The 11796-nt window shown below is 74.0% G+C and carries 13 protein-coding genes; all 13 read left to right on the top strand.

The features are described 5' to 3' along the window. Nucleotides 1-4 precede the first annotated feature (4 nt). The 13 genes from ACQUS7_RS13590 (at nt 5) to trpG (ending at nt 11737) form a co-directional block, all read left to right on the top strand. Nucleotides 5-1225 (top strand): hypothetical protein, encoded by a 1221-nt coding sequence (locus ACQUS7_RS13590; RefSeq protein ID WP_435147724.1) that lies wholly within the window; start codon nt 5-7, stop codon nt 1223-1225. A gap of 108 nt (nt 1226-1333) precedes the next feature. Beyond that, a complete protein-coding gene (locus ACQUS7_RS13585) occupies nt 1334-3124 on the top strand; it encodes a cbb3-type cytochrome c oxidase subunit I (protein WP_435147722.1) in 1791 nt (596 codons plus the stop codon). A gap of 108 nt (nt 3125-3232) precedes the next feature. Next, the gene (locus ACQUS7_RS13580) at nt 3233-3547 is read left to right on the top strand and encodes a hypothetical protein (RefSeq protein WP_435147720.1); all 315 of its coding nucleotides are present in this window, start codon (nt 3233-3235) and stop codon (nt 3545-3547) included. Beyond that, entirely contained in the window at nt 3544-3717 is a 174-nt protein-coding gene (locus ACQUS7_RS13575; protein ID WP_435124522.1) for a hypothetical protein, read from the top strand. Before ACQUS7_RS13580 ends, ACQUS7_RS13575 begins: the two co-directional genes overlap by 4 nt. 269 nt (nt 3718-3986) lie before the next feature. After that, nucleotides 3987-4187: a hypothetical protein gene (locus tag ACQUS7_RS13570; RefSeq protein WP_435147718.1), complete on the top strand. Its 201-nt coding sequence runs from the start codon at nt 3987-3989 to the stop codon at nt 4185-4187. 204 nt (nt 4188-4391) lie between these two features. Next, a complete protein-coding gene (locus tag ACQUS7_RS13565) occupies nt 4392-4808 on the top strand; it encodes a PadR family transcriptional regulator (RefSeq protein WP_435147716.1) in 417 nt (138 codons plus the stop codon). Then, entirely contained in the window at nt 4801-6030 is a 1230-nt protein-coding gene (locus ACQUS7_RS13560) for a Glu/Leu/Phe/Val dehydrogenase dimerization domain-containing protein (RefSeq protein WP_435147714.1), read from the top strand. Before ACQUS7_RS13565 ends, ACQUS7_RS13560 begins: the two co-directional genes overlap by 8 nt. After that, the gene (locus ACQUS7_RS13555) at nt 6027-7079 is read left to right on the top strand and encodes a hypothetical protein (RefSeq protein ID WP_435147712.1); all 1053 of its coding nucleotides are present in this window, start codon (nt 6027-6029) and stop codon (nt 7077-7079) included. The genes ACQUS7_RS13560 and ACQUS7_RS13555 overlap by 4 nt, the downstream gene beginning before the upstream one ends. 164 nt (nt 7080-7243) lie before the next feature. Next, the gene (locus ACQUS7_RS13550) at nt 7244-7525 is read left to right on the top strand and encodes a ribbon-helix-helix protein, CopG family (protein ID WP_435147710.1); all 282 of its coding nucleotides are present in this window, start codon (nt 7244-7246) and stop codon (nt 7523-7525) included. Between the two features lie 264 nt (nt 7526-7789). After that, nucleotides 7790-8791: an anthranilate phosphoribosyltransferase gene (gene trpD / locus ACQUS7_RS13545; protein ID WP_435147708.1), complete on the top strand. Its 1002-nt coding sequence runs from the start codon at nt 7790-7792 to the stop codon at nt 8789-8791. Continuing rightward, entirely contained in the window at nt 8788-9447 is a 660-nt protein-coding gene (locus ACQUS7_RS13540; protein ID WP_435147706.1) for a phosphoribosylanthranilate isomerase, read from the top strand. The genes trpD and ACQUS7_RS13540 overlap by 4 nt, the downstream gene beginning before the upstream one ends. Next, entirely contained in the window at nt 9444-11144 is a 1701-nt protein-coding gene (gene trpE / locus ACQUS7_RS13535) for an anthranilate synthase component I (RefSeq protein ID WP_435147704.1), read from the top strand. Before ACQUS7_RS13540 ends, trpE begins: the two co-directional genes overlap by 4 nt. Beyond that, nucleotides 11141-11737 (top strand): anthranilate synthase component II, encoded by a 597-nt coding sequence (gene trpG, locus ACQUS7_RS13530; RefSeq protein WP_435147702.1) that lies wholly within the window; start codon nt 11141-11143, stop codon nt 11735-11737. The genes trpE and trpG overlap by 4 nt, the downstream gene beginning before the upstream one ends. The last annotated feature ends 59 nt before the right edge of the window (nt 11738-11796 follow it).

Below are 11796 nucleotides of genomic sequence, written 5' to 3'. Positions count from 1 at the left end.
CACGGTGCTCGGCGGACTGACGCTGCTGTTCACGGTCGCCGTCCGGGTCGCGGAGCTGTACGTCCCGCAGTACCTGAATCTGCTCGGCGCCTCCGCCGCCTCCCTCGGCGGCTACGCGGCGCTCGCGCTGCTCGTCGAGGCGGTGCCGTCGCTGTCGGCGGAGCGCCGCGGCGTCGACTCGGTCGCGGCGCTGCTCGCGGCAGGCTGTGCCGCGACGCTCGGCGCGTTCCTCTGGCTGTTCGCCGGGGCGGCAGGCGCGGTACTCGGCGTCTCCGGGGTCGTCGTCGCGACCGCCGGGTCGCTGCTCGCCCGCACCTGGGGCACCCACGGCCCCGGCGCGCTGTTCGACGACGCCCTCGTCGACGCGGAACACGCCCGGGTCACCGAGACGCTCACCGAGGTCGGCGCGCTGAAGCAGGCCGGGCTGCTCGCCGTGCTGGCGCCGACGGCCGCGCTGTTCACCGCGGTGTCGCCGTTCGTCACGGCGTTCAGCGTTTACGCCGCGGTCGTCGCCGCGCTCGGCGCGACGGCCACGGTCGCGCTCGCGGTGCTCGGCGGCTCCGGCGACGTCGAGACTCCCGCCGTCGACCGGCCGCGCCCCGAACTCGGCGGGGTCCGCGCCGCGCTCGACGACCTCACCGTCCCGCTGTGGCGCGGCGTCGCCGCCGGCGGCCTCGTCGCCGCCGCCGAAGGGATGGTGTCCGCGTTCCTCGTCATCGTCGTCGTCGAGTACCACGCGGTCGGCCTCGCGACGCCGCTGGTCGACGTGCCGCCGACGGCCTTCTTCGGCGTCCTCGTCGCCGCCGAGACGACCGCGGCGCTCGCATCGCTCGCGTTCGGGTCGCGGCTCGTCCGCGCCGCCGGCACCGTCCCGGTCGTCGCCGCCGGCGCCGCCGCGACCGCGGCGTTCCCCGCCGCGCTCGTGCTCGCTCCGTCGAACCCGCCGCTGCTGCTCGCGCTGTTCACCGCCTACGGCGCCCGGTTCGTCGGCCGGCCCGCGCGCGACGCGCTCTTCGCGGGCCGGCTCCGCGCCGCGCTCGGCGACGACGAATCCGTGCGCGACGCGCTCCGCGCCTCCCGGCTGGTTCGGCGCGGCGCCGCCGTCCCGGCCGCGTTCGCCGCCGGCGTCCTGTACGGCGCCAGCCCCCTCGCCGCGTTCGGACTCGCGTCGCTGGTCGGCGCCGCCGGCCTCTGGCTGTACGTCCGGTTCGTCCGAGCCGAGTAGTCGCCGCGGGGCTGGCTGCGGATTGCCGGTCGCCGACGGCTGAACACCGGCCGGGTGGGCGGTTCACGGATTGCGAGCCGTGAAGTGGCCGTCCGCCGTGGCCCGGATATGAGCAGTCGGGCGGAGCGGCTGGTCGAGCGCGCCCGGCGCGCCGCCCGGGACGCGTACCACTACGCGCCAGACGCGGTGCCGTCGAACCCGACGCGGTGGCTGACGACGCTGCACCACCGCGACATCGGCGTGCTGTACCTCGCGTTCGCGGCGACGATGGGGCTGTGGGGCGCGCTCGACGCGATGCTGCTCCGCGCCGAACTGGTGACGCCGCAGGCCGACGTCTGGGGCGCCGCCACGTACAACGCGCTGTTCACGACGCACGGCCTCACGATGCTGTTCCTGTTCGCGACACCGGCGCTGTTCGGGTTCGCGAACGTCGTCGTCCCGCCGCTCGTCGGCGCCGACGACATGGCGTTCCCGCGGGTGAACGCCGTCGCCTTCTGGCTGCTGCCGCCCGCGGCGCTGCTGATGCGCGCCGGCCTGATTGCCGAGTTGGCCGGCGCGGTCGTCGCGCCCGACACGGCATTCCACCCGCCGGCGGTCGGCTGGACGCTCTACCCGCCGCTGAGCGTCCGGATGCCGAACGTCGAGGTCGACCTGCTCCTGCTCGGCATCCACCTCTCGGGCGTCTCCACCGTCGCCGCCGCCATCAACTTCGTCGTCACCGTCGTCGAGGAGCGCGGCGACGACGTGCCGTGGGCGAGCCTCGACATCTTCTCGTGGACGATGTTGACCACCGCCGGCATCGCGCTGTTCGCGTTCCCGATGCTCGGGTCGTCGCTGCTGATGCTGCTGCTCGACCGGAACTTCGGGACGACGTTCTTCGCCGTCGGCGGCGGCGGACCGATTCTGTGGCAGCACCTGTTCTGGTTCTTCGGCCACCCCGAAGTCTACATCCTCGTGCTGCCGGCGATGGGCGTGCTGAGCACCCTGATTCCGCGGTTTTCGGGGCGGAAGCTGTTCGGGTTCACGTTCGTGGTCTACTCGACGCTGGCCATCGGCGTGCTGTCGTTCGGCGTCTGGGCGCACCACATGTTCGCGACCGGTATCGACCCGCGGCTGCAGGCATCGTTCATGGCGGTGTCGCTCGCCATCGCCGTCCCGTCCGCGGTGAAGACGTTCAACTGGATCGCGACGATGTGGAACGGCCGGATTCGGCTCACCGCGCCGATGCTGTTCTGCGTCGGCGCCGTCTTCTTCTTCGTGCTCGGCGGCGTCTCCGGCGTCCTGCTCGCCGCCGTCCCCGTCGACCGACTCTACCACGACACCTACGTCGTCGTCGGCCACTTCCACCTGCTGCTCGTCGGCGTCACGGTGTACGCCGCCTTCGCCGCGTCGTACTACTGGTTCCCGCTGCTCACCGGCCGCTGGTACGACCGCGGGCTCGCGAAACTCCACTTCTGGACGACGTCGGTCGGCGTGTTCGTCGCCTTCGACGCCATGTTCGTCGTCGGCGCCATGGGCGGGCCGCGCCGGTACGCGACGTACCTCCCGCGGTTCGCGCCGCTGCACCAGCTCGTCACCGTGTTCGCGTTCGTCCTCGGAGTCGCCCAGCTCCTGTGGCTGTGGAACGTGCTTCGGTCGGCCGTCGCGGGCGACCCGGTGACGAGCGCCGACCCGTGGGACCTCGCGGAGCACGGCCAGTACAGCCGCGAGTGGGCGTGGTTCGCCGAACGACGACGGGCGCGGGCCGACGCCGCGGCCGACGCCACGGACGACGACGCCGCCGCCGAGCCGCCGCGGGCGACGCATCCGACCACGTCGACGCCGGAGAACGCCGACCGCTCCGCCGACGACAGCGACGACACCGACGAGGACACCGGCGACGGCGACTCACGTCGATGACCGGCCACCGCGGACGGCGCCGGGGTGTCGCCGTCGGCGTCCCCGGGACACTCGCGAAATCCGGACGCCGACCGGCCGCCGGGCCGAACGGACGGACGAGAGCCCTCCATGACGTTCACCTCCACCACGGTCCCCGGCGTCGGCCGACGATTCACGCTCGACGGAGTCGGGGACGCCGCCGACGCGACAGACGGCACGCCGGCCGCGGAGTCACTCGTCGCCGTCGTCCGCCGCGACGGCCGTCGGGAACTGTACCGATGCCGCGACGACGCCGCCGAGCGAGTCGCCGTCCTCGACGAGCGCGACGCGACACGGTTCGGCGTCGCCCTCGCGGGGCTGTACGGCGCCGCGCCCGACTTCGGCGACCGCGGCGACGCGGCTCGTCGCGGTGACGCGTCGAATCCGGGGAGCGACGACCGATGAGGGCGTACAGGCGCCGGGTCGCGGCCGCGGTCGCCGGCGTGACGCTCGCCGCCGCGGTCGGACTGACGGTCGTCGGACGCGTCCCTGCGTCGGTGCGCGGCGCGTTCCTCGTGGTCGCCGGCGTCGGCGCCGCGTACAGCCTGCACCACGACCCGCTGACGCTCCGATGACTCCGTCGGTGGCTGACGGGCCACGGCCCGCGTCGCCGTGACGCGCTCGGACGCCGGCGGCAGACGTCGGCCGCCGCCGACCGTACTGCTCGAAAGGCGGCAGAAGCGGGATTCTGAACCGCTTTTTCCCCTCCGGTTGTCTATCCGCGTGGAGCGTTCCACCGCTCCACCACATCGCTGTCCCGCCGCCCCGCCGCTCCACCACCTCGCCACCCCGCCGCTCCGCCGTTCCGTCGCTCCGCCCGCTCACCGCCTCTGACCGACTCGCCGTGACTCGACACCCCGCTCCATCCCCACCGACGTCGAACCCACGCGCCGCTCGCGCCGCGCTGGTCGTCGCCGCCGGCGTGGCCGGCGCGTCCGGGCTGGCCGCAGTCGCCGCCGCCGCAGCGCTCTGGGGAGCCGGCTTCGACGCCGGCGTATTCGCGGCGGCGACGTTCGCGGCCGCGCTCGTCGGTGACCCCCGCTGACGCACCCGCCGCTCGTCCGCTCCACGCCATCCGCTCCGCCCTCCGTCCGCTCCGCCCTCCGTCCGCTCCGCGCTATCCGCTTCGCCCCTCCCGCGCCTTCCCGCCGTGCTCCGCGACGCCGCGCCGGGTACGCAGGCCCGACGCCGGGTTCGACCCCCGGCCGCGGCTTCGACGGCGACCCGCCGCCGTCCCGCCCCTCCATCCATGGACACCCACGACACCCGCACGCCCATCGACGTCTCGCCCCGCGAGGAGCGCCTTGACCCGGCGCCGCTCACCGACATGACCGGCTTCAAGCGGAACCTCCTCCGCGGCGTCGCCCGCCTCGACGGCGAACGACCGCACGGCCTCGACCTCAAGGCGGCGCTGGAGGCGCACTACGACGACGCCATCAACCACGGCCGGCTGTACCAGAACCTCGGCGAACTGGTCGACGCCGGCCTCGTCGACAAGCGCCCCGTGGACGGCCGGACGAACGCGTACAGCGTCACCGACGACGGCCGGCGCGCGCTCGCCGCTCACCACCAGTGGGAGGCCGAGTGCCTGCTCGCCGCCGGCGCCGAGGAGGCGGCCGGCGGAACCGTCGGCGCCGCGAACCCGCCGGAGGAGACCGATGAGTGACGCCGCCGGCGCGGCGCGTCGACGGCTCGACCGGGCGGCCCGCCACGTCGACGTCGACCCGGCGGTGCTGCGCGGCCTGCGCCGCCCGGACCGGGTGTTCGAGACGACGGTGCCGCTGGAGCGCGACGACGGCCGAATCGAGCACCTGCCGGCGTTCCGCGCGCAGCACGACGACGCTCGCGGCCCGTACAAGGGCGGCATCCGGTTCCACCCCGCGGTGGACCGCGGCGAGTGCGTCGGGCTGGCGACGTGGATGACGTGGAAGTGCGCCATCGCCGGCGTCCCGTTCGGCGGCGGCAAAGGCGGCGTCGCCGTCGACGCCGAGGGGCTCTCGGCCGCCGAGTCCGAGCGGCTCACCCGCGCCGTCGCCGACGCCTTCACGCCGGTCGTCGGCCCGGACCGCGACGTCCCGGCGCCCGACGTCGGGACGACGGCCCGCGAGATGGGCTGGTTCGCGGACCAGTACGCCGACCCGTACGAGCCGGCCGTCGTCACCGGGAAGCCGCCGGTCGCCGGCGGCTCGGAGGGCCGCGCGAGCGCACCCGGCCGGTCGACCGCGCTCGCGACCCGGCACGCGCTCCGCGAACGCGGCCGCTCCGTCGACGGCGCCCGGATCGCCGTGCAGGGGTACGGCGCGGTCGGCGCGAACGCCGCGCGGCTCCTCGACGACTGGGGCGCGGATGTCGTCGCCGTCTCGGACGCCGGCGGCGGCGTCTTCGACCCGCACGGGCTCGACGCGCACGCCGTCCCGAGTTTCGCCGAGCGGCCGACCGCCGTCACGGACCACGACGCCGACCGCATCAGCAACGCCGACCTGCTGCGGCTGGACGTCGACGTCCTGATTCCGGCGGCGCTCGGCGGCGTCATCACCGACGACGTCGCCGAGGCGGTCCGCGCGGACGTCGTCGTCGAGGGCGCGAACGGACCGACGACGCCCGACGCCGACGACGTGCTCGCCGAGCGCGGCGTCGCGGTCGTCCCGGACGTGCTCGCGAACAGCGGCGGCGTCACCGTCTCCTACTTCGAGTGGGTGCAGAACCGCACCCGGAACTACTGGTCGCGCGAGCGCGTCGTCGACGAGCTCGACGAGCGGCTGCGGACCGCCTTCGACGCCGTCCACGCCCGCGCCGAGGCGGACGACCTCCGGTACCGCGAGGCGGCCGGCGCGCTCGCGCTCGAACGGGTCGCCGCCGCGCGGCAGGCCCGCGGAGGCGCCCGATGACCGCCGCAGGCGACGCAGACGGACCCGCAGCCGGAACCGCAGACGCCGCCGGTGGCGACGCCGACCCGCCGGACTGGCGCGAGGAGTACGCCGACTTCGACGGGGACTGGCGGCGCGTGGAGTCGCCGACGGAGGAGACGCTGTACGGCGTTGTGGTCACCGCCGAGGGGCCGATGGTGTCCGGCGGCGACGGGCAGGTGCTGTTCAGGCACCGCGGCGAGTGGGTCGTCGTGCTCGACGCCGGCGTGAACGCGAAGCGGGACACCCTGTTCGGGATGGACGTGACGGACGACGGGCGGCGCGTCTGGTTCGCCGGGAGTTCGGGCGCACTCGGCGCGTACGACCTCGTCGAGGGCCGAACCATCGACTACTCCGCGCCCGGCGAGAAGACGTCGACGTGGGAGGACGTCGCCGTCGCGGGCGTCCGCGGCGACGAGCGCGTCGTCGCGGCGAACGGCTCCGGCGAACTCCTGGAGGCCGAAATCGGCGACGACGACGCCCCGGAGTGGCGCGACGTCGTGAAAGCCGGCGGCGGCTCCTCCATCTACGCGGTCACGTACGGCCCCGGCGGCGCCGACGTCTCCGGCGCCTCCGACGACTCCGGCGGCCGCGGCGGCGACGCGGCGGTCGCGTACGCCATCGACACGAACGGGAAGGCGTACGCGCGGCGCGACGACTGGGTCGAAATCGGCGTCGACGGCGCGCAGACGGACTTCGCGGACGTCGTCGGCACCGACGGCCGACTGTTCGTCGTCGGCGGCGACGGCCTCGCGCACCGCTACGACCGCGGCCGCGACAACTGGACGCCGGTGCGCGTCGGCGAGGCGGACCTGAACGCCGTCGACGCCGCCGGCGACGACCTCACCGTCGCGGCCGACGACGGCCGAATCTACGAGCGGGCGCCCGTCGTCGGCTGGCGGCCGCAGGCGACGATGACCGAGCAGAACCTCCTCGACGTCGCCGTCTCCGACGGCCTCGACGTCGCCGTCGGCGCCAGCGGCGTCATCCTCGAACGCGACGCCGCCGGCGACGCGGCCGACGGGACGTAGCCACCGGAACGGAAACCGGTGGCGAGAACCGCGGCACGGTCACGGTTTCGGGCGACGTCCGCCGGCCGCTTCCGGGGTTTGATTACTTCCACCTTGAGGCGGGTATTTACCCTCGCAGCCGCTGTAGAGAAGTCCGCGCCCGCTCAGCAGCGGGCTGGTTTCACATGTCTGTCGACGTTCCCCCCGAATCTGACGAGCCCTGTGTCGACCGCGTCACGGTCAGGCTCCCTCGGTCCACGACCGAGGCGCTCCAGGCGCTGGTCGACGACGGCGTCTACCCGAACCGGGCGGCCGCCATCCGAGCGGCGATACGGCTGCTCCTCGCGCGCGAACGCGACGGCGACGCGAGGACCCGCGCGGACGCGGACACGACCGCCGGAGCCGACACGGGCACGGACGCCGACGCCGGCATCGACGCCGATGCGGGCTTCGACTCCGGCCGGTGACGCCACGGCTGCGTGCGTCCCGACTCGGGCGCCGATGCGACTTTCCCAAACCGGTTCCCCTGTCGCTGACCGGCGGGACGCGGTGCGTCCCTCGCCGACCGAACCGGACGGCGGGGCTCGTTCCGGCGTCGTCGCCGGCGACTCCACCAATTTTCGACCTGGTGCCGCCGTCCGACTGGCACGGATCCGCACGGTCGCGACAGGGTTAAGTTGATGAACACACTTGTACATCGTACGACGAACTCGTCTACCAGTGTTCCACTCATGACGATACAAGACTACATCCGGCGGGTGACGGACGGCGAGGACCTGAGCGTCGCGGAGGCGCGGGAGGCGTCGACGCTCGTCTTCGAGGACGCGACCGAGGCACAGATCGGCGCGCTGCTCGCGGCGCTCCGCGCGAAAGGCGAAACCGAGGCCGAAATCGCGGGGTTCGCCCAGGGGATGCGCGAGGCGGCCCGCACCATCGACCCGGACCGCGACCCGCTCGTCGACACCTGCGGCACCGGCGGCGACGACTACAACACCATCAACGTCTCCACGACGTCCGCCATCGTCGCGGCCGGCGCCGGCGTCACGGTCGCGAAACACGGCAACTACTCCGTCTCTTCCTCGTCCGGGAGCGCGGACGTCCTCGAGGTCGCCGGCGTCGAGGTCGACGCCGAACCGCCGGCGGTCGAGGCGGCCATCGAGCGCGACGGCATCGGCTTCATGCTCGCGCCGGTGTTCCACCCCGCGATGAAGGCCGTCATCGGCCCGCGGAAGGAACTCGGGATGCGGACGCTGTTCAACGTCCTCGGGCCGCTGACGAACCCGGCGGGCGCCGACGCGCAGGTGCTCGGCGTCTACGACCCCGACCTCGTCCCGGTCATCGCCGAGGCGCTCACGCACATGCCGGTCGAGCACGCGCTCGTCGTCCACGGCGACGGCGCCGACGAAATCGCGCTGCACGGCCCGACCACGGCCGCGGAGGTCGACGGCGACGACGTCACCGAGTTCACGCTCACCCCCGACGACCTCGGGCTGGAGCAGGCGCCCGTCTCGGCCATCGCCGGCGGGACGCCCGAGGAGAACGCCGAGGACCTCGAAGGCATCGTCCGCGGCGACGTCATCGGGCCGAAACGCGACGTCATCCTCGCGAACGCCGGCGCCGCCGTCTACGTCGCCGGCGAGGCCGACAGCATCGCCGAGGGCGTCGAGCGCGCCGCCGCCGCCATCGACGACGGCGACGCCGCCGAGACGTTCGACGCGATGCGGGAGGCATGACGCGCGTCAAGATCTGCGGCGTCACGAACCAGACCGACCTCCGCGCGGTCGCCGACGCCGGCGCCGACGCGGTCGGCGTCATCGCGGACGTCCCGGTCGACTCGCCGCGGGAGGTGTCGCTGTCGAACGCCGCGACCCTGACCGCCGCGGCGCCGCCGTTCCTGACGACGACGCTCGTGACGATGCCGGACTCCGTCGGGGAGGCCGTCGACGCCGTCCGGCTCGTCACGCCCGACGTGGTGCAGATTCACGGCGACGTCGACGAGACCGACATCGGCTACCTGCGCGCCGAGACGGACACGAAGGTCGTCCCGGTGGTCGACGCCGACGACCCCGACCGGGCACACGAACTCGACGAGGCCGCCGACACCATCCTCGTCGACTCCACCGACGAATCCGGCGCCGGCGGCACCGGCGAGACGCACGACTGGGCGGCGACCGCTGACCTCGCGCGCGACCTCGTCTCGCCGGTCGTGCTCGCCGGCGGCCTCACCCCGGAGAACGTCGCGAGCGCTGCGGAGGCCGTCGAGCCGTTCGCCGTCGACGTCGCCACCGGCGTCGAGCGCGACGGCGGCGTGAAAGACCACACCGCTGTCGCCCGGTTCGTCCGGAACGCCGGCCGGTCGCTCGGCGAGGCCGAGGAGGTGTACGAGTGACGCCGTCATTGCGCCCCGACCGCGAGGAGTTCGTCGCGCTCGTCGACGACGCCGACGGCGCCGCGGTCGCCCACCTCACCGCCGACCTCGACGTCGACGTCGCGCCGCTCACCGCCTACGCCGCGCTCGCCGACCGCTCGACGCACTCGTTCCTGCTGGAGAGCGCCGAGAAAGTCGCCTCCAGCGACCCCGCCGGCGCCTTCTCGGCGTCCACGGACGGCGGCCGCGACGCCGGCGACGCCGACACCGGCGCGGACCGCCACGCCCGGTTCTCGTTCGTCGGCTACGACCCCGAGGCGGTCGTGACGGTCCACCCGGACCGCACCGAGGTCGAACGGCTCGGCCCCGCCGCGGACTACGTCGACGTCGCGGACGGCGACGTGGTCGACCGCGTACGCGCCGCGCTCCCGGACGTCGAGCGCGTCGGCTTCCCGGACGCCGACCGGCAGTTCCTCGACGGCGGCCTCGTCGGCTTCCTCGCGTACGACGCCGTCTACGACCTCTGGCTGGAGGAGGTCGGCGTCGACCGGCCCGACCCGGTGGTGCCCGACGCCGAGTTCGTCCTCACCACGAAGACCGTCGCGTTCGACGACCGGGAGGGGACGGTGACGCTGGTGTGTACGCCGGTCGTCGCGCCGGACGCCGACGCCGGCGCCGTCTACGACGAACTCGCCGCGGAGGCCGCAGACGTCGCGGGGACGCTCGCGTCGGCGTCGCCGCCCGACCCGGACGGCATCCGGCGGACCGCCGAGACCGCCGGCCCGCAACCGGAGTACGAGGCGGCGGTCCGGGAGGCGAAGTCGCACGTCCTCGACGGCGACATCTACCAGGGCGTGATTTCGCGGACCCGGACCGTCGAGGGCGACGTGGACGACCTCGCGCTGTACGAGTCGCTGCGCGACGTCAACCCCTCGCCGTACATGTATCTGCTGCGGCACGGCGACCGGTCGGTCGTCGGCGCGTCGCCGGAGACGCTGGTGTCGGTGCAGGGCGACCGGGTCGTCTCGAACCCCATCGCCGGCACCTGCCCGCGCGGCGCGTCGCCGGTCGAGGACCGCCGGCTCGCCGGCGAGATGCTGGCCGACGGGAAGGAGCGCGCCGAGCACACGATGCTGGTCGACCTCGCGCGCAACGACGTCCGCCGCGTCTCCGAGGCCGGCTCCGTCCGCGTCGAGGAGTTCATGAACGTCCTGAAGTACAGCCACGTCCAGCACATCGAGTCCACGGTGACCGGGACGCTCGCCGCGGACGCCGACGCCTTCGACGCGACGCGCGCGACGTTCCCCGCCGGGACGCTCACCGGCGCGCCGAAGGTCCGCGCCATGGAGATAATCGACGACCTGGAGCTGTCGCCGCGCGGCGTCTACGGCGGCGGCGTCGGCTACTACTCGTGGAGCGGCGACGCCGACTTCGCCATCGTCATCCGGACCGCGACGGTCGACCACGGCGTCGACGTCGCGGCCGGCGGAGACGCCGCCGCCGACGACGCGGCCCGCGAGGACGCGGCCGTCCGCGACGAACTCACGGTGCAGGCCGGCGCCGGCATCGTCGCGGACTCGGACCCGGCGAGCGAGTACGCCGAGACCGAACAGAAGATGGGCGGCGTGCTCGACGCGGTCGACCGCGTCGCCGTCGACGCGGAGTCGCTCGCCGGCGACGCCGCGACCGACGGCGGCGACCCGGAGGTGGACGGATGAACGTCACCGTCGTCGACAACTACGACTCGTTCACCTACAACCTCGTCGAGTACGTCTCCGACCTCCGGCTCGACGACGGCGCGCCGACCGTCTCGGTGCTGAAGAACGCGGCGTCGCTCGACGACGTCGCCGCGACCGACCCGGACGCAATCCTCGTCAGCCCCGGCCCCGGCCACCCGCGGAACGACCGCGACGTCGGCGTCACGATGCCGGTGTTGCGCGAACTCTCGCCGGACGTCCCGACGCTCGGCGTCTGCCTCGGACTGGAGGCCGCCGTCTACGAGTACGGCGGCGACGTCGGCCACGCACCCGAGCCGATTCACGGGAAGGCGTACCCGGTCGAACACGACGGCCGCGGCGTCTACACCGGCCTGGAGCAGGGGTTTCAGGCCGGCCGGTACCACTCGCTCGTCGCCACCGCGGTGCCGGACTGCTTCGACGTGACCGCGACCACCGACCACGACGGCACCGAACTCGTGATGGGCGTCCGCCACCGCGAGCACCCGATCGAGGCCGTCCAGTTCCACCCCGAGTCCGTGCTGACCGCCGTCGGCCACGACGTCATCCGGAACTTCCTCGTCGAGTGCGTCTGAGCCGCGGCCGTCGCCCGCCGCCCGCCCGGTTCTTCCGCTGTTCTCTTCGCCACCAGTAA

Origin of the sequence: Halobaculum sp. P14 (assembly GCF_051195155.1) — an archaeon.
Taxonomy (GTDB): domain Archaea; phylum Halobacteriota; class Halobacteria; order Halobacteriales; family Haloferacaceae; genus JBNTKA01.
Note: the sequence above shows the minus strand (reverse complement) of the source record. Positions and strands in the feature narration are given on the sequence as shown.

Bases quoted from the DNA above. Each gene is read 5' to 3' on its own strand.
- ACQUS7_RS13585 (WP_435147722.1), top strand. From the start codon at position 1,334: ATGAGCAGTCGGGCGGAGCGGCTGGTCGAGCGCGCCCGGCGCGCCGCC.
- ACQUS7_RS13580 (WP_435147720.1), top strand. From the start codon at position 3,233: ATGACGTTCACCTCCACCACGGTCCCCGGCGTCGGCCGACGATTCACG.
- ACQUS7_RS13575 (WP_435124522.1), top strand. From the start codon at position 3,544: ATGAGGGCGTACAGGCGCCGGGTCGCGGCCGCGGTCGCCGGCGTGACG.
- ACQUS7_RS13565 (WP_435147716.1), top strand. From the start codon at position 4,392: ATGGACACCCACGACACCCGCACGCCCATCGACGTCTCGCCCCGCGAG.
- ACQUS7_RS13560 (WP_435147714.1), top strand. From the start codon at position 4,801: ATGAGTGACGCCGCCGGCGCGGCGCGTCGACGGCTCGACCGGGCGGCC.
- ACQUS7_RS13555 (WP_435147712.1), top strand. From the start codon at position 6,027: ATGACCGCCGCAGGCGACGCAGACGGACCCGCAGCCGGAACCGCAGAC.
- ACQUS7_RS13550 (WP_435147710.1), top strand. From the start codon at position 7,244: ATGTCTGTCGACGTTCCCCCCGAATCTGACGAGCCCTGTGTCGACCGC.
- trpD (WP_435147708.1), top strand. From the start codon at position 7,790: ATGACGATACAAGACTACATCCGGCGGGTGACGGACGGCGAGGACCTG.
- ACQUS7_RS13540 (WP_435147706.1), top strand. From the start codon at position 8,788: ATGACGCGCGTCAAGATCTGCGGCGTCACGAACCAGACCGACCTCCGC.
- trpG (WP_435147702.1), top strand. From the start codon at position 11,141: ATGAACGTCACCGTCGTCGACAACTACGACTCGTTCACCTACAACCTC.